This is a genomic window from Sulfuricurvum sp. IAE1 (assembly GCF_004347735.1).
GTDB lineage: Bacteria > Campylobacterota > Campylobacteria > Campylobacterales > Sulfurimonadaceae > Sulfuricurvum.
In genome coordinates this window covers 39,944-56,393 of sequence record NZ_SLTI01000023.1, presented here as the reverse complement: position 1 = coordinate 56,393, position 16,450 = coordinate 39,944, and the positions used below count along the sequence as shown (strand labels likewise).

Sequence of the window (16,450 nt, the reverse complement as noted above, 5' to 3'; positions counted from 1 at the left end):
TAATAAACCCAGTTCCGTAATGCGAGGTGTCGGTATGAAGCCGGTATGGGAAATGATACTCAACAAAAAAACGCTGGCCTATGCCATTCTGGTCGCGGGAATCGCATTAAGCATTGCGGCTTTTCGATACGAGCAGGAGAATGCCAAAGAGAAAGAACGGCTCCGTTTCGAAACGGTGACCAAACAAGCGACCCTGCTGATCACGACGCGAATGGATGCTTACCGTCATATTTTGTATGCCGGGGCGGGGCTTTACAGCGCGTCGGATAAGGTTGAACGGAGTGAATGGCGTACGTTTGTCGACATGCTTCGAATCGAGCGTTCTTTTCCGGGGATTCAGGGGTTGGGCTACGCCGCCGTGATCGATCCTTTCGAGCTTAAACGGCACGAAGCGGCGATGCGTAAGGAAGGATTCGTCGACTACGCCCTTCGTCCGGCGGGCAAACGGGAATCGTATACCGCCATCGTCTATCTCGAGCCGCTGGACGAACGCAACCGCCGGGCGATCGGGTATGACATGTTTTCGGAAAAAACACGCCGGCAAGCAATGGTCCGCGCAGCGGAAAGCGGGGTTGCGGCGGCAAGCGGAAAAGTGCGCCTGATGCAGGAGAACCAGATCGACGAACAGGCCGGTTTTTTGATGTATGTTCCGGTGTACGCCAAAGGGGCGCGTCTGGAAACAAAGGCTCAGAGACTGGCGGCATTGCAGGGATTCATCTATGCACCGTTCCGGGTCAAAGACCTGATGCGCGGCGTTTTGGGGGAACGTTACAGGGATCTTGCATTTGAAATTTACGACGGTGCCCCGACCCAAGCGAATCTGCTGCTTTCCCGGAATATGGGCTCGGTCGTGAAAGATGCTCCCAGCATTGAAAAACGGATCGACATCGACGGAAGGGTATGGACCTTGCGTTACAGGCCGTTGCACGGTTTCGTCCAGGAGGCGCAGACGAGCTTTCCGTGGCTGGTGTTGCTGCTGGGGACGCTATTGTCGTTTACCCTCTTTGCCGTCATCCGTTCTCTCATCCGTACCAAGGAAAAGGCCCAGCAGCTGGCCGAGAAGATTACCGCGAAACTTTCGATATCCGAGGAACGTCTGCGTTATGTACTTGAGGGATCGGGTGACGGGATCTGGGACTGGAATATGGAGACCAACGAAGTTTTTTTCTCCAAACGGTGGAAAGAGATGCTCGGTTTTCGCGACGAGGAGATTTCAAACAATCTTTTTGAATGGGAAAAACGGGTTCATCCGGGCGATATCGACCGCGTTTATAAAGATTTGCAGCTGCATCTTGACGGCAAAACCGAAGTCTATACGAACGAACACCGGGTCATGTGCAAAGACGGCACCTACAAGTGGATATTCGATCGCGGGATCATTGTGGCACGGGATCGTCACGGACGTCCGGCGCGCATGGTCGGGTCGCATGCCGATATCACCGAGCGCAGGGAGATGGAAGAGTCGCTGAAAGCCGAACGGGACTATTCGGCCAATATTATCAAGGAGACCCCGATCTTCGTCGTAGGGCTCGCGCCGGACGGAACGTGCAATTTCGTCAATCCGGCGGGGGAACGGATAAGCGGTTACAGCGCCGCGGAACTGATCGGCAGAAACTGGTGGGAAACGTTTCATCCGGGCGAATCGTATGCCCACATCGAATCGCTGCTGCACAAACTCTCCACCCATGCCGACGTGCGCGATTACGAGATGGCGTTGACCCGAAAAGACGGTGAAGAGAGGATTATTGCCTGGAATTCTCTGATCCGTTCGGATGCGAACGGCGAGTGCGTCGAATACATCGGATTCGGCTACGATATCACCGAACGCAAAAGGGTCGAAGCCGAACTGATGGTGGCCAAAGAGCAGGCCGAAACCGCCAACATCGCCAAAAGCCAGTTCCTCGCCAACATGAGCCATGAGATACGCACCCCGATGAATGCGGTACTGGGACTCAGCCAGCTGATGTTTGACAGCGATCTGAACCCCAAACAGCGCGACTGTATCCAAAAAATCTACCGTTCGTCGAAAATGTTGCTGGAAATCATCAACGATATTCTGGATTATTCGAAAATCGAGGCCGACAAGCTTGAACTGGAAGAAAAAAGTTTTGCCCTCGAAAACGTCTTGTCCCAACTTAACGCGATATTCGCACAGCGTGCCGAAGAGCAGGGGATAACGCTTGATTTCGGGATGGAGGAAAACGTTCCGGGGATCATCGTCGGCGATGAACTCAGACTGGATCAGATTTTGACGAACCTATTGAGCAACGCTTTGAAATTTACCCACAAAGGAAAAGTGTCTTTGAATATTTCATTGCTGGAACGGCGGGGAGATCGGGCTCTGATCCGTTTCAGCGTCGCTGACACGGGGATAGGAATGAACGAATCGCATATCGCCAAACTCTTCATCCCCTTCAGCCAGGCGGATACTTCGATCACCCGAAAATACGGGGGAACGGGGCTTGGCCTGACGATTTCCAGACGCCTGGTCAATGCGATGGGAGGCGATCTGAGCGTAGAGAGCCGCAAAGGGGCGGGATCGACCTTTTCGTTCGATATCGATGTCGCGGTAACGGCATGGGAGCGTGAAACTACCTTGATTGCAGAACGTGAAGCGCCTCTAGAGCTTGGTTTGGCATCTACGCATGAAAAACGAAATCTTTCGGAATTGGGCGGATTGCACGTGCTGCTGGCAGAGGACAACCTGCTCAACCAGGAAGTGGTGACGATGATGCTCGGCAGGGTCGGAATAGTCCCTACCATTGCCCGAAACGGAAAAGAAGCGGTCGAACTTTTCCTTTCCGATCCGCACCGTTACGATCTGCTGCTGATGGATCTTCAGATGCCGATCATGAGCGGGTACGAAGCGACGGGGATCATCCGGCAATACGATGCACAGATCCCGATTATCGCTCTGACCGCCGCGGCGATGATCGAGGACCGTGAAAAAGTCCTGGAAGCGGGTATGAACGACCATTTGGGCAAACCGATCGACATGAACGATCTGTATGCCACGATCGCCAAATGGAGCCGGGCATCCGAGGGAGTCTCGTCGTCGGCCGAGCGGCTATACAAAAAGGTTTCGGAGGACGAATCGGTTTTGGATGAGGAGTATCTGCAGACCGTTTCGAGTGGAAAAGCAGAGCGGATACAGCAGCTTTTGTCGATGTTTCTGGCTCAGCTCGAGGGGGAATTTGTCGATCTGGGTGAAAAGATCCGACATAACGACTGGGAGGCCCGGGCGGGCATCCATGCCCTCAAAGGAGTCAGCGGCAATATCGGTGCCGAAGCACTGTGCGGCGTTTGCACCCGCATCGACGCCAAATACAAACGCTCCGAAAATACGGCGGATGCCGACGCCGACGCCTTGCAAGATGCCATGGCTGTTTTGCGCGAGCGGATTCGCCTATACCTGCAAAACAGTGTTGCCGATCCCGTTGCTTCGTCGATGGACACCGAAACGTTTAACGTTCTGTTTGCTAAAATCAGCGATTCCCTTAAAGAAAGAAACCTGGTTTCGCCGGACGAACAGCGCTCCTTGGCCGATGCACTCAAGGGCCGGGTCGATAAAAACGAGCTCGAGGAGTGGAGAGACGCAATGGACAATTTCGAACTGCAAAGGGCATATGAGATCATGCAAGGGTGGAAAGTGTGAATTCGACAGACAAACGCCCGATAATACTTATCGTGGACGATATGGCAACCAATATTGCCGTTCTTTACGATCTTCTGCGGGACGAGTACCGGATCAAAGCGGCCAAAAGCGGTTTCGAAGCGCTTGAGATCGCACGCGGAAAAGAGAAGCCCGATTTGATATTGCTTGACATCGAGATGCCCGGAATGGACGGATACGAAGTGTGCAAAGCGCTCAAAAGCAGCGAAGAGACCAACCACATACCGATCATTTTCGTCACCGCAAAAAGCGGGATCAAAGACGAAGAATACGGCCTTAACCTAGGTGCGCTCGACTACATTGCCAAGCCGTTTCACCCCACCATCGTCAAAATCCGGGTTCGAAACCATATCGCGCTCAAACTCAAAAGCGATCTGCTCGAAGAGCTCTCGATGTACGACGGTCTGACCCATATTCCCAACCGCCGCTTTTTCGAAGAAGTGTATGAAAAATACTACAAAAAGTCGCTCAGGGAAGGGCGGTCGATGGGCGTGTTGATGATCGACGTCGACCATTTCAAAAATTACAACGATTACTACGGCCACGGAAAAGGGGACGAGTGCCTGGTCAAGATTGCCGAAACGCTCAAAAATACCCTCAAACGTCCGGGAGATATCGTTGCCCGTTACGGCGGAGAGGAGTTTGTCATTCTCTTATACGACGTTGACGCCGATGGGGTCAAAACGGTGGCGCACAACCTGGTCGATTCGGTGGCGCAGCTGAACATCGTCCACGAATTTTCCTCTGCGGCCCGGCAGGTGACGATCAGTGTGGGAGCGGCACTCTCAAAGGGAGTGGAAGAGGGGAAAAAAGAGCTGCTTGAACGTGCCGATGAAGCTTTGTACCGTTCGAAACAAAACGGCAGAAACCGGTGCGCCTGTTAGGAGAGCGGTAGCGGCTTGAGGATGTAACCGAATCCTTTGAGGGTTTCGATCCAGTCTCCGCACAGTTTTTTCCTCAGCCGGCTTATGACCGAGCGCACCCCGATCATAGTGATCTCTTTTTCTTTCCAGACCGACCGGCGTATCTCCTCTTGGGTGACAAGTTCGCCCCGCCGTTGAATCAACAGAAGCAGAACGTCGTATTCGTTTTTGGTGAGTTTGATCCGTTTTCCGTTGCAGTCGATGATCCGTGCGGTCGTATCGAAAAGGCACTCTCTGCTTAGCCGGACCTGGCCGTCCGGTGCAATGGGACGGGGATGCGTGTGCCGGCTTAGCCATCGGATACGGATGTCGATCTCTTCAAGGTCGAACGGTTTTTTGATGAAGTCGTTGGTCCCCATCTCAAAAGCATGGGCGATGTTTTTGATGTCATGGTCCCCGCTGATCATGAACACGATCGGCTCGGGCTGGTCGCGGCGGATCGTTTCGAGGCAGGCGAACCCGTTGAAATCGGGGACGTTGACGTCGAGGAGATAGATATCGTAGGGAGCGCTTCCGATCGCTTTCAAAGCCGCTTTGCCGCTCAGACAGTGTTCAACCGCATCCCCTTTCTCGGTAAAAAATTCGACGACGAGTTTTCCCAGCAGCGGATCGTCTTCGAGCAGTAAAATGTTCATCTCCCTTGTCTCCTTGTGTGCATATCGCTTCGGTCGGAAGAATTATCGCACGTTAGTGTGGCAAGTATCATGCAAATCCGATTTAAGCGGTGTGAATGTTGAGGGGTTGTATGGCAGATTGTCGCGGTATTTTGACCTGTTAACGAAGTTGGCTATAATAGAAGCAAAAAAAGACGGCGGCATACCTTGAAATTAACTAATATTAAAAGTGTCGGTATCCTTCTTCGCCCCTCCACCCCCGAGCTTCGCGAGATATTTTACGAAGCGAAGCGCATTTTCGAATCGCACGGCATCGAAGTGATCGTCGATCACGTCAGCGGCGGGATGATCGGCGTTATGGGGCAGCCGTTTGATCTCATGTGCAAGAAAGCCGATTTCCTGGTGACGATAGGAGGAGACGGAACGCTGATTTCGGCGGTGCGGCGTTCGTACCGCTTTCAGTTGCCAGTTTTGGGGATTCACGCGGGGAAACTCGGTTTTCTCGCCGATCTTGACATGGCCGAACTCGAGACGTTTGTCGCGCAGATGCTCGAGGGGGAATTCCGTATCGACGAGAGGGCGATGCTGCAGGCAACGATCACCGGCCGCAACGGCGATACCCACGTCGTGGCGTTTAACGACATCGTCCTCACCCGTCCGTCGATTTCGAAAATGATCCGGCTCGAAACCTATGTCGACGGCAGAAGCTTCAATACCTATTACGGGGACGGGGTCGTCGTATCTACCCCGACGGGATCGACGGCATACAATCTCTCCGCCGGCGGGCCCGTATTGTTCCCCCTTACGCAGGTGTTTGCTCTGACCCCGATCTGCCCCCATTCGCTGACGCAGCGTCCGGTCGTCCTGCCGGGACATTTTGAAATCGAGATGAAAACGCCCGACGCGAGCGCACTCGTCATCATCGACGGGCAGGATATGATCGAAATCACTGAAAACGACACCGTCCATATCAAACTCGCCGGAGCGGGCGCCCATCTGATCCACCGCAAAGAGTTCAACTATTTCGAGGTTCTCAAAGAGAAACTGGGATGGGGAGAATAATCCGAATATGATCGAACGGTTTTATTTAAAGGAATTTCTGACGTTCAAAGAGGCCGAAATGGAATTTCATCCGGGCCTCGTCGTGTTTACCGGCCCCAGCGGAAGCGGAAAATCGATCCTGATGCGCTCCATCCTCTCTTCGGTCGGCCTGGATAACGTCGATGCGCAGATTTGCGAATCGAACGTGTGCTGGCAGATCGCCGAAGAGGAGTACGGGATTGCCAATGAGCCGTCCAACGTTTTTCGGCAGGTCAAAAAAGAAAAAACCCGCTATTTCATCAATTCCCAGAGCACTTCGCGCTCGTCGATGGAAGCGATCAGCGGAGAGTATCTGCGTCATCTGAGTCTCAAAGATTACAGCGATTTCGAGCCTTCCGCGCTGTTGCGACGGATCGACGAGAGAATCGCGGCCCGTGATCCGGCGTATCGGGGAATCGTCGAAACGTACGCCGCCCGCTACGCCGAGCACAAAAAGCTGTCCGACGAACTGCGGGTGATCGAAGATCAGGAAAAGCGTCTCTCGGAGCTTAAAGAGTTCGCCGCCTACGAGATTTCCAAAATCGATGCGATCGCGCCGCGGATCGGCGAAGACGAGGAACTCTCCCTGATCAAAAAACAGCTCTCGAAAAAAGAGAAGATCGAAAAAGCGATTGCGCAGGCAGAGGCTATTTTTGCACACGAGGGGCACGTCAGCGCCGCATTGGCACTGCTCGAAGCCGACAGTGCATTTTTCGACGATGCGATGAACGAACTGCGTCATGTTTTCGAAACGTCGATGGAACGGATGGTCGAGCTCGAAGAGGTCGACGTCGAGCAGGTGCTTGACAGGATCGAGCAGATCGCCGAAATCAAACGCCGTTACGGCAGCGTCGAAGAGGCGCTCTCGTATCGTGATCAAAAGGCGCGTGAGCTTGAGTCGTACGAAACGATCGAACACTCCAAGGAAGAGCTGGTCCGCGCCGTTGCGTCGCTTAAAAGCCAGATGGATGAAACGGCCGCTCTGCTGTCGAATGCGAGGCACGCGGAGCTTCCGTCTATGCGCGAAAGCCTCAACGGCTATCTTTCGATGCTCTATCTTCGCGAAGCGACGTTGGAGCTTGAAGCGGCCGAACCCCATCCGCTGGGGAGGGACAAAGCCCTTCTCGGACTTTCGGGGACGAAACTCGATAAGCTCAGTTCGGGGGAATTCAACCGCCTCCGCCTCGCGCTGCTGGCCCTCGGAGTCGAAACGATGCAGGAAAAAGGGGGTGTGCTGATGCTCGATGAGATCGACGCCAACCTCAGCGGGGAGGAATCGATGAGTGTTGCCAAAGTGCTGCGCCATCTCTCGAAAAAATACCAGATTTTCGTCATTTCGCATCAGCCGCAGCTCACGTCGATGGGGGAACAGCATTTTCTCGTGTACAAAGACGGCGACAGCCGCGTACGGGAACTTTCGGCCGAGGAGAGGATCGAAGAGATCGCCCGGATCATCAGCGGCGAGAGCATCAGCGAAGAGGCGACCCGTTTCGCCCGTGAACTTTTTGAACGATCGCAGGGGAACGCATGATAATCGATACCCACGTCCATCTCGACGATGAACGCTATCGCGAGGATTTTGACGCCATGATCGCGCGGGCCCGCAACGCCGGTGTCGAGGCCTTTATCATCCCCGGAGCCCATCCTTCCACTCTCGATCGTGCGGTCGAACTCTCCGAAGCGTACGATGACGTCTATTTCGCCGTCGGGGTTCACCCCTACGATATGGAGACGTTCGAATCGGTCGATTTTGACCGTTATGCGGCGCATCCCAAATGCGTCGCGATCGGCGAATGCGGGCTAGATTATTTCCGCCTGGAAGGTTCAGAGGAGGAAAAACACTCCGAAAAAGTGCGGCAGGCGCACGTATTCCGGGAGCAGATCCGTTTCGCCCGAAAAGTCGGCAAACCGCTGATCGTCCACATCCGTGACGCCAGCCATGACGCGAAAGTGCTTCTTCTGGAAGAGAATGCCGGGAAAGTAGGAGGTGTTTTGCACTGCTATAACGCCGACGAAGAGCTCCTTAGCCTCTCGAAGGAGGGGTTTTATTTCGGAATCGGCGGGGTGGTGACGTTTCAAAACGCCAAAAAACTTCTCCATGTCCTGCCGAAAATCCCGCGCGACAAGCTGCTTATCGAAACTGACGGCCCGTATCTCACTCCCCATCCGCACCGGGGGACGCGTAACGAGAGCGCCTATACCCGATACGTTGCCGACAAGATGGCCGAACTTCTGGGGATACCGCCCGGCGAGGTCGAAGCACTGACCACTGCCAACGCGAAACTGCTGTTTCGGACGTTGTAGCGATGAGGAGGGGACGCATGAGAACAATCCTGGTGATGGCGCTGTTCGTTCCCCTCTGGCTTTATGGAATCGGATTCGATCCTGCCGACCGGGAGAAGATCGAAGTACTCAAACGCTTCGACCTTCCCGCCTCTTTTCTCCGCGATCCCTACCTGCACGATATTTACGATCAAAAACGACGTGAATGCCGCATGAACGGATTTGCCGATTCGACCGAAAACGCGGGGACGTTCATCCCGATGCTGACGTCGCTGATCGCGCAGTCTGATCTCCCCAAAGAATTCGTATTCATCGCGCTTGCCGAATCGCGGTTGGAGGTCAGCACCTCTTCGCCGCGCGGAGCGGCGGGATTGTGGCAGTTTATGGAGGGGACGGGGAAGCTGCACGGGCTGGCGGTCAACCAGTTCGTCGACGAGCGGCGCGACCACATCAAATCGACCCGTGCGGCGATCGCTTATCTCAGTGCGCTGAAAAAAATGTTCGGGAAATGGTATCTCGCCCTGATAGCCTACAATTGCGGGGAAGGGAAACTGTATAAAGCGATACGGCAGGCGGGCACTTCGGACGTACACGTCCTGGCGGACCCAAAACGCGCCTACATCCCACCCGAAAGCCGCCGTTATCTCCGCAAAGTACTCGCACTTGCCCTTCTGGCGACCGACGAGGTGTTTTTGTCCGAAATCGAGTACGATTCCCTGATCGGCAAGGAACACGATAACCCGATCGCCACGGTTTATCTGCCCGAGGGGGAAGAGATCGACCGGATCGCGGCGGTGCTTGAAATGCCCAAAAAAAATCTGGTCCGTCTCAATACCCATCTCAAAAAAGGGGTGACTCCCCCCGACCAGCAGGCCTATCCAATCTATATTCCAAAAGAGAAACTTCCCGTTTTCCGCGAGCGGTTCCGTACGCGCGACCTCAAAGGTTATTTCGTGATGCACCGGGTCAAATCAGGCGAAACGGTGGCGCAGCTGTCCAAACGTTACAATGTTCCCAGCGGAGCTATTATGCGTGAAAACATGATCGGATCGGATGCCGATATCGGAAAAAATCGGAACGTCCGGATACCGATCAATAAACCGTACCTCAAAAATACGAAATTTCACAAAGCGAAACTCGGTGAAACCGTCGATTCAGTCGCCGAACTGTATAATATGACGATAGATCAGATCAGAGCAAAAAACCCGTTTGTGTCGAATGTGCTGAAAGAGGGTGAGGAGATAAAGGTTGATGATTAAAGTTTTGCTGTTTGGACTGGCGCTGCTGATCGGCGGCTGTACCACCCATACGGGCTCTTACAGCTACCAGCCCCGGCCTTCTCAGAAATATCCTTCCGAAAAGCTTGCGATGAGTTCGTCGAACATCTACAAGAAAAACGGCGAATTGCATGCGACGATGCGCCCCTATACCGTGATGGGAAAAGAGTATTATCCCACCGTCGTACGGGTAGGGGACACTTTCAGCGGCGTAGCCAGCTGGTACGGTCCCGATTTTCACGGCAAATCGACTTCCAACGGTGAAGCGTACGACATGTATGCGATGACCGCCGCCCACAAAACCCTTCCGATGAACACCGTCGTGCGGGTGACGAATACCCGAACCGACGCGCAGACGGTGGTACGGATCAACGACCGCGGTCCGTTCGTCGAAACGCGCATCATCGACCTCTCGTTTGCCGCGGCGCAACAGATCGGCGTGGATAAAACGGGAACGGCACCCGTCACCCTCGAAGTGCTCGGGTTCGAGCCATCAGGAATGCGGACGATCGACATGGCGCGCGTAGCCAAAGGGCCGCGCGAATCGGTACTCACCTCCTTTTTCGTTCAGATCGGGTCGTTCGAACGGTTTGAAGGGGCAACGGCGACCAAGCAAAAGTATGCGAGTTACAACGGCTACAGCGCAATTATCAAAGATACAGAGTATAATAACAAACGACTATTTCGCGTTTGGCTCGGCGGGTTCAAAAGTGAGGCCGAAGCGCGCGATTTCATTTCACGCGGCTATTTCGAAGGCGCGTTTATCATAAGGGAATAGGATGATCCAAAAAAAGCGTACCACCAAAGAGACCGATATCACCCTTTCGCTCGCGATCCGCGGGGAAGGCAAAAGTGCCGTATCGACCAAAGTCGGTTTTTTGGATCATATGCTCGAGAGTTTTGCCAAACACGCGCAGTTTGATCTGAACGTGACGTGCGTCGGCGATGTCCATATCGATGACCACCACAGTGTCGAGGACATCGGGATCGTTCTGGGGCAGGCACTGCGCGAAGCGATTTACCCGATCGAAAAAGTGGAGCGGTTCGGAAGCGCGGTCGTCGTCATGGACGAAGCGGCGGTGAGTTGCGACATCGATCTGAGCAACCGTCCCTATCTTGTCTACGAGGTTGACGTGAGCGGGAAAATCGGCGGGTTCGACGCCGAACTGGCCGAAGAGTTTTTTCGCGCGGTCGTGTTCAACGCAGGCATTACGGCACACATCGTGATGCAGCGGGGGAAAAACAAACACCACATAATCGAAGCGGCGTTCAAATCGCTGGCGGTGGCCCTGCGCCGCGCACTTAGCGTCAACGAACGTGCCGGTATCCCCAGTACCAAAGGGGTGCTGTGATACGGCTTCTGATTCTCGACGTTGACGGTTGTCTGAGCGAGGGAAAAATCATCTACACCTCCGAGGGTGTCGAACTGAAAAATTTCAACGTCAAAGACGGGTTCGCGATCAAAGCATGGCAGAAACTCGGCCACCATGCCGCCATCATTACGGGGCGTGATTCGACGATCGTCGCCCACCGTGCGAAAGAACTGGGGATTGAACATTTTTACCAGGGGGTCAAGGACAAACTCGCGGTTGCCCGTGAATTGTGCGACAAACTGGGGATTTCATCCGAAGAGGTCGCCGCGATCGGCGACGATCTGAACGATTACCGATTGCTGCGCTGGGTGGCCCAGCCCTATACCCCAAGCGACGGATCCGAATATATTCGATCATTCGCGAACGTGCTTGAACGGCGCGGAGGCGATGCGTGCGTGCGCGAAATGATCGAAAAGACGATCCGCCTTAACGGCGAAGAGGAAAAATTCCTGGAGCCGTGGCTGTAAATGTCGATCAACCTTTTTTTCGTGTTGGTGTTGGGGCTGCTGATGGGAATGTACGGCTATTTTTCCCCTACGGCGCAGGGGGAGAAGAACAATACCGAAGTCCCCAAAATACACCTTTTTTCATTCTCGCTTTACGAGATTTCCCATCGCGGTGTCGATCATATCCTCGAAGGTAAAGAGGGGAAAAAATTCGACGATCGTTATGAGATAACGCAAGCAAATTTTAGCGATAATACGAAAACACAGTTCCAGACGATCCGTTCGGATACCGCCCTTTACCGCGACGACGTTCTTGTTGTCGAGGGGAACGTCCATTATCGGCGCGCCGACGGGCTCGAATTCCGCTCTCAGGAAGGAAAATACGACGCGAAACAATCCCGGATCAGTACGGAAGGTTCTTTCGTCATCACCCAAAACGCCAACCGTGTTGACGGGCGCCGACTCAATTACGATACCGAACGTAAAACCGTATCCGCCAATGCGGTGCAGGGAATTTACCAATTAGACTAGGAATTTATCGATGATCAAACTTTTTTCTTTTTTACTTCCGTTCTCATTGCTCGCCCTGTGCGCCGAGGAGCTCAAAGTCGTTTCGGAAAACTTCAAAGGTGACCAGCAAAAGGGGATTTCCGTTTTTACGGGGAACGTCAAGGTGACCAAAGGCCAGGACGACCTCAACGCGTCGAAAGTGACCATTTATACCGACGCGCAGCGCAAACCGATCAAATACGTCGCGGAAGGGGATGTCTCGTTTTATATCGTCACCGAGCTCAAAGAGATTTACAAAGGAAAATCGCAGACGGCGGTTTATTATCCCAACGAAAGCGAATACCATTTTTACAAAAAAGTCGATTTGATCCGCATCGACGATTTCCGTCGCGTGCAGGGGGATAAAGTCGTCGTTAACACGATCAAAGGGGAAGCCGTCGCCGAAAGTACCAAAGGCGAGCCGGTCATCATGGTATTCACCCTCGAAGAGAAAGAGAAAAAACCGAAGGCGAAGGCGAAATGATCGAAATCATTGACGCTTCGTTCCTGACGTCGGCGCCGAATATCAAGCTCGCACCTCCCAACGAGGAACAAAACGAAGTCGCCTTTATGGCGCGTTCGAATACGGGGAAAAGTTCGCTCCTTAACACCCTTACCAATCGAAAGTCTCTGGCGAAGGTATCGGCCACGCCCGGAAAAACCCGCTTGATCAACTATTTCGATGTCGTGTTTATCGACCGCGATACGCAGGAGCGCCTTAACGCCAAATTCGTAGACCTTCCCGGATTCGGATACGCGAAGGTGGCCAAAAGCCTCAAAAACGACTGGGAAAGCAATCTCACCGCTTATATCTCCGAGCGGGAACAGATCAAGGTTTTCGTCCACCTCATCGACTGCCGCCATCCCGATTTGGAGATCGATGCGTCGGTCAGCGAATACCTTGACCAGATTTGCGCCCCGGAACAGACGATTCTGAGAGTCTTCACCAAAATCGATAAACTCAACCAAAAAGAACTTTCCGAACTCAAAAAACGGTTTCCCGGGGCGTTGATGGTCTCCAATTCCAAGCGGCGCGGGGTCGGCACGGTGGTTGAAACCCTCTACGCCATTCTCAAAAAAGAGAACATATGAGTCCAATCGTCTATCAAAAGCCGACTTTGAGGGATATTCCGGCAATGCAGAACCTGGTCGCGCCCGAAATCGAATCGGGGGTGATTCTTCCGCGCAGCAACGATGAAATCGCGACGAACATCCGTTCGTACTGGCTGGCGATGGACGAGGGGAAAATCGTCGGATTCTGCGCTTTGCATATCCACTCTCCCAATCTCGCCGAGCTGCGTTCGATGATTATCGAACCCAATTATCGCGGTCGCAACATCGGCAGTGAACTGGTCGAAAAAGCGTGCGAAGAGGGACGCAAACTCGGCCTGAAAGAAGTTTTGGCGCTGACTTACCAGCAGCGTTTTTTCGAGCGTCTGGGATTTGTCGAAATCCCCAAAGAGTCGATTCCTGAGCACAAAATCTGGGCCGACTGCATCAAATGCAAACATTTTCCGGTATGCAACGAAGTTTCCCTTATCAAGACATTGTAAACCGCTTTGTGCTGGTGGCGGTCTTTTTGGTCTACATCAGCCTTAGCAGCATGTACCTGTTTCTTCCGCCGATGCTTGCGGTCTTGTTTTTCGCTTATTACCAGGCACTCAGCCGTCACGATCTGCTCGCATTGATTTTCGCGGCTGCGTTGTTGCTGATTTTCGAAGCCGAAAAAGGGTTCTGGTTCGGAAGTACGCTGCTGTTTTTTGCGTTGCTGATACGCTACCTGATACCGAAAATAGAACAGGTGGTTCAGTGCCGGCTGTGCCGTGCGGCGATTTTCGTCGCTTTGGCGTATCCGGGTTACTGGCTTTTTGTCTGGATCGCCGATAGCGTGTTGCTGATGAGCGTTCCCGCAGCGGACTGGCATATGGTGCTGTACATGGTGGTTGAATTTCTGATCCTGGCGGCCCTTATATGAGAATCAAAATCCTTTTCGCTCTTTTCGCGGTTGTCTGGCTGGGACTGTTGGTACGGGTATTTCACCTCTCGATCCAGTCAAACGAGTACTATGAAACCCTTTCCGAACGCAACAGCATTAAGAGCGAATTGACCGCTCCCGTGCGCGGAGAGATCCTGGACCGTAACAACGAGCCCATTGCGATCAATGAACTCGGATTCAAAATCGCCCTTGCCCCGCACCTTACCAAAGGGAAGGATACGGCGGCTCTGGAACGTGAAATCGCTTACCTTAACGCAATGATACCGGGGCTGGATACAAAAAAAATCGCCAAAACCTACAAACAGCAGGATTCGTATTACAACCACTCGTTCATTGACGTCGTCGATTTTATCCCGCACGAAAAGATCATTCCGATCTATGCGCTGATGAACCTGCGCGAGACGATCAAAATATCGCCTTCTCCCAAGCGGTTGTATCCCTACGGTTCGGTCGGCGCACATTTGATCGGTTACGTGGCCAAGGCAAATCAAAAAGAGATCGATGCCGATCCGGCCCTCAAGCTTATCGGGCACGTCGGAAAAAACGGTATCGAAAAATATTACAATGACTACCTTCAGGGGGTTGCCGGGGAACGGCGGATCAAAGTCAACGCCCAGAATATTGAGATCGAGGAACTGGGGCGTACCCCGACGAAAGAAAACCGTAATCTCGTGCTCAACATCGACATGCGGCTCCAAAACTACATCGGCGAACTCTTTGCCGGGAAAGTGGGTTCCATCATCGTCATGGATGTTTACGGGGCGGTCTATGCGGCGGGAAGCTATCCCGAGTACGATCTTAACGCGTTTGTTTCGGGGATCAGTTCAGCGGAGTGGAACGCGTTGATGACGAGCGTGGACGCGCCGTTTACCAACAAAATGATCAATGGCCTCTATCCTCCCGGATCCACGATCAAAACGGGGATGGGAATGATTTATGCGACGTCAGGGTTGCTGGACGAACACAGCGAGGTCTACTGCACCGGTTCTATGAAACTGGGTAACCGCGCGTTTCGCTGTTGGAAGCACAGCGGCCACGGCAGCACCGACATGGCTAAAGCGATTACCCAAAGCTGCGACGATTATTTTTACAAGGGAAGTCTGCAGGTCGGGATCGAGCGGATGAGTAAAGGGCTCAACCGGATGGGACTTGGGAAGAAAACGGGGATCGATTTGCCGAATGAATTTATCGGAACCGTTCCCAGCCGCGAGTGGAAGCGCAAGAAATTCAACAAGCCCTGGTATCAGGGGGAGACGCTCAACACGTCGATCGGGCAGGGGGATTTTCTCGTGACACCGATGCAGATCGCCCAGTTCACGGCTTTGATGGCGACCGGCAAACTGCCGATACCCCATATCGCCAAAACGATTTCGGACAATCCCTACACCCCCAAACCGATTGATGTCCTCACCCCGTCAGAAAAAAAGATTCTTCCGATCGTTCAAAGTGCCATGAGGGGGGTATGTAACGATCCGGGCGGAACGGCCAAGCCGTACCTTTACACCCGTTTCCCGATTGCGGGAAAAACGGGTACCGCCCAGACGACGGGAATCGCCCAAGGGGTAAAGCAGCGCGAGAGCGAGCATTCGATGGAGTATTTCAGACGTTCTCACGCATGGTTTACGACCTATGGCCCGGCCGATACCCCGCAGTTCATCGTCACGGTCATGGTTGAACACGGCGGGCACGGGGGCGAAGCGACCGGCGGGATTGTTTCGGCGATCTACAACAAGCTCGACGAACTGGGATACATTAAAAAACAGCCCGCGATTCCCTAATAGCGCTGTTTATTCTTCGAGCGTCCGGACGATCAGGCTTTTTGGAAGGGCGAAACGTTCGATCAGCTCTTCTTCTTTGGCGCGCATTTGGCCCTCATCAACTTCGTGATCGTATCCCATCAGATGCAGCACTCCGTGGATAAATAAAAGTGCCAGTTCTTCTTCTTCGCCATGGCCTAGCTCCGCAGCTACCGAAGCGACTTTATCGACGCTGATAACGATGCTTCCCAGCGGCGCGCCCGGAAAAGGGTCACTGGGAAAGCTCAGGACGTCGGTTGCTTTGTCGATGCCACGGAATTCGCGGTTTATCTGCGCAATCTCGTCGTTGTCGGTGAGGATCAGTTCGATTTCGCGGTCGCTAAGACTCGCGACAATCGTTTCCAATCGGCTGAATTCGTAGTGTTTTTCGGTTCGGTTGTCGAGTTCTATCATGCAGGGATTGTAGCATAACGCTGCCG

The 16,450-nt window shown here is 53.4% G+C and carries 17 protein-coding genes; 15 read left to right on the top strand and 2 right to left on the bottom strand.

The genetic code is table 11. The annotated features are described in order from the left end of the window. Positions 1 to 34: 34 nt before the first annotated feature. Both E0765_RS03830 and E0765_RS03825 read left to right on the top strand, forming a co-directional pair. Complete coding sequence (locus tag E0765_RS03830) at positions 35 to 3,655, top strand: CHASE domain-containing protein (protein ID WP_165921654.1); 3,621 nt, start codon at positions 35 to 37, stop codon at positions 3,653 to 3,655. Between the two features lie 32 nt (positions 3,656 to 3,687). Next, on the top strand, positions 3,688 to 4,557 hold the full coding sequence (locus tag E0765_RS03825; RefSeq protein ID WP_255417843.1) for a diguanylate cyclase: 870 nt from the start codon (positions 3,688 to 3,690) through the stop codon (positions 4,555 to 4,557). Here the strand turns inward: E0765_RS03825 and E0765_RS03820 are convergent. Next, positions 4,554 to 5,231 carry a response regulator transcription factor gene (locus E0765_RS03820; RefSeq protein WP_132811899.1) on the bottom strand — a complete coding sequence of 226 codons (678 nt, stop codon included), beginning with the start codon at positions 5,229 to 5,231 and terminating at the stop codon, positions 4,554 to 4,556. The two genes, E0765_RS03825 and E0765_RS03820, sit on opposite strands and share 4 nt — an antisense overlap. Before the next feature lie 186 nt (positions 5,232 to 5,417). On the opposite strand from E0765_RS03820, the gene E0765_RS03815 reads away from it, so the two are divergent. From E0765_RS03815 to mrdA, 13 genes are read left to right on the top strand one after another with little or no spacing between them, the layout of a single operon-like run. Then, positions 5,418 to 6,272 carry an NAD(+)/NADH kinase gene (locus tag E0765_RS03815; protein ID WP_132811898.1) on the top strand — a complete coding sequence of 285 codons (855 nt, stop codon included), beginning with the start codon at positions 5,418 to 5,420 and terminating at the stop codon, positions 6,270 to 6,272. A 7-nt stretch (positions 6,273 to 6,279) separates the two neighbouring features. Continuing rightward, positions 6,280 to 7,821 (top strand): AAA family ATPase, encoded by a 1,542-nt coding sequence (locus tag E0765_RS03810; protein ID WP_132811897.1) that lies wholly within the window; start codon positions 6,280 to 6,282, stop codon positions 7,819 to 7,821. Further along, positions 7,818 to 8,594 carry a TatD family hydrolase gene (locus E0765_RS03805; RefSeq protein ID WP_132811896.1) on the top strand — a complete coding sequence of 259 codons (777 nt, stop codon included), beginning with the start codon at positions 7,818 to 7,820 and terminating at the stop codon, positions 8,592 to 8,594. Before E0765_RS03810 ends, E0765_RS03805 begins: the two co-directional genes overlap by 4 nt. 17 nt (positions 8,595 to 8,611) lie before the next feature. Beyond that, complete coding sequence (locus E0765_RS03800) at positions 8,612 to 9,832, top strand: lytic transglycosylase domain-containing protein (protein WP_165921653.1); 1,221 nt, start codon at positions 8,612 to 8,614, stop codon at positions 9,830 to 9,832. Further along, on the top strand, positions 9,825 to 10,628 hold the full coding sequence (locus tag E0765_RS03795; protein WP_188109921.1) for a septal ring lytic transglycosylase RlpA family protein: 804 nt from the start codon (positions 9,825 to 9,827) through the stop codon (positions 10,626 to 10,628). Before E0765_RS03800 ends, E0765_RS03795 begins: the two co-directional genes overlap by 8 nt. A 1-nt stretch (position 10,629) precedes the next feature. Then, on the top strand, positions 10,630 to 11,202 hold the full coding sequence (gene hisB, locus E0765_RS03790; protein WP_132811894.1) for an imidazoleglycerol-phosphate dehydratase HisB: 573 nt from the start codon (positions 10,630 to 10,632) through the stop codon (positions 11,200 to 11,202). Beyond that, entirely contained in the window at positions 11,199 to 11,690 is a 492-nt protein-coding gene (locus E0765_RS03785; protein ID WP_132811893.1) for an HAD family hydrolase, read from the top strand. The genes hisB and E0765_RS03785 overlap by 4 nt, the downstream gene beginning before the upstream one ends. After that, positions 11,691 to 12,200 (top strand): LPS export ABC transporter periplasmic protein LptC, encoded by a 510-nt coding sequence (lptC, locus tag E0765_RS03780; protein WP_132811892.1) that lies wholly within the window; start codon positions 11,691 to 11,693, stop codon positions 12,198 to 12,200. A 10-nt stretch (positions 12,201 to 12,210) separates the two neighbouring features. Next, positions 12,211 to 12,702, top strand: a complete 492-nt coding sequence (lptA, locus tag E0765_RS03775; protein WP_132811891.1) for a lipopolysaccharide transport periplasmic protein LptA — start codon at positions 12,211 to 12,213, stop codon at positions 12,700 to 12,702. Further along, positions 12,699 to 13,310 carry a ribosome biogenesis GTP-binding protein YihA/YsxC gene (yihA, locus tag E0765_RS03770; protein WP_132811890.1) on the top strand — a complete coding sequence of 204 codons (612 nt, stop codon included), beginning with the start codon at positions 12,699 to 12,701 and terminating at the stop codon, positions 13,308 to 13,310. Before lptA ends, yihA begins: the two co-directional genes overlap by 4 nt. Continuing rightward, a complete protein-coding gene (locus E0765_RS03765; protein WP_132811889.1) occupies positions 13,307 to 13,771 on the top strand; it encodes an N-acetyltransferase in 465 nt (154 codons plus the stop codon). Before yihA ends, E0765_RS03765 begins: the two co-directional genes overlap by 4 nt. Beyond that, positions 13,738 to 14,193 carry a hypothetical protein gene (locus E0765_RS03760; protein ID WP_132811888.1) on the top strand — a complete coding sequence of 152 codons (456 nt, stop codon included), beginning with the start codon at positions 13,738 to 13,740 and terminating at the stop codon, positions 14,191 to 14,193. The genes E0765_RS03765 and E0765_RS03760 overlap by 34 nt, the downstream gene beginning before the upstream one ends. Next, positions 14,190 to 15,992: a penicillin-binding protein 2 gene (gene mrdA, locus E0765_RS03755; protein WP_132811887.1), complete on the top strand. Its 1,803-nt coding sequence runs from the start codon at positions 14,190 to 14,192 to the stop codon at positions 15,990 to 15,992. The genes E0765_RS03760 and mrdA overlap by 4 nt, the downstream gene beginning before the upstream one ends. 9 nt (positions 15,993 to 16,001) lie before the next feature. On the opposite strand, the gene ybeY is transcribed toward mrdA, so the two are convergent. After that, on the bottom strand, positions 16,002 to 16,424 hold the full coding sequence (ybeY, locus tag E0765_RS03750; protein WP_132811886.1) for an rRNA maturation RNase YbeY: 423 nt from the start codon (positions 16,422 to 16,424) through the stop codon (positions 16,002 to 16,004). Positions 16,425 to 16,450: the final 26 nt, after the last annotated feature.

Coding starts and splice junctions, on each gene's coding strand:
- E0765_RS03830 (WP_165921654.1), top strand. CDS start 35: ATGAAGCCGGTATGGGAAATGATACTCAACAAAAAAACGCTGGCCTAT.
- E0765_RS03820 (WP_132811899.1), bottom strand. CDS start 5,231: ATGAACATTTTACTGCTCGAAGACGATCCGCTGCTGGGAAAACTCGTC.
- E0765_RS03810 (WP_132811897.1), top strand. CDS start 6,280: ATGATCGAACGGTTTTATTTAAAGGAATTTCTGACGTTCAAAGAGGCC.
- E0765_RS03805 (WP_132811896.1), top strand. CDS start 7,818: ATGATAATCGATACCCACGTCCATCTCGACGATGAACGCTATCGCGAG.
- E0765_RS03800 (WP_165921653.1), top strand. CDS start 8,612: ATGAGAACAATCCTGGTGATGGCGCTGTTCGTTCCCCTCTGGCTTTAT.
- E0765_RS03795 (WP_188109921.1), top strand. CDS start 9,825: ATGATTAAAGTTTTGCTGTTTGGACTGGCGCTGCTGATCGGCGGCTGT.
- hisB (WP_132811894.1), top strand. CDS start 10,630: ATGATCCAAAAAAAGCGTACCACCAAAGAGACCGATATCACCCTTTCG.
- lptC (WP_132811892.1), top strand. CDS start 11,691: ATGTCGATCAACCTTTTTTTCGTGTTGGTGTTGGGGCTGCTGATGGGA.
- lptA (WP_132811891.1), top strand. CDS start 12,211: ATGATCAAACTTTTTTCTTTTTTACTTCCGTTCTCATTGCTCGCCCTG.
- yihA (WP_132811890.1), top strand. CDS start 12,699: ATGATCGAAATCATTGACGCTTCGTTCCTGACGTCGGCGCCGAATATC.
- E0765_RS03765 (WP_132811889.1), top strand. CDS start 13,307: ATGAGTCCAATCGTCTATCAAAAGCCGACTTTGAGGGATATTCCGGCA.
- E0765_RS03760 (WP_132811888.1), top strand. CDS start 13,738: ATGCAACGAAGTTTCCCTTATCAAGACATTGTAAACCGCTTTGTGCTG.
- mrdA (WP_132811887.1), top strand. CDS start 14,190: ATGAGAATCAAAATCCTTTTCGCTCTTTTCGCGGTTGTCTGGCTGGGA.
- ybeY (WP_132811886.1), bottom strand. CDS start 16,424: ATGATAGAACTCGACAACCGAACCGAAAAACACTACGAATTCAGCCGA.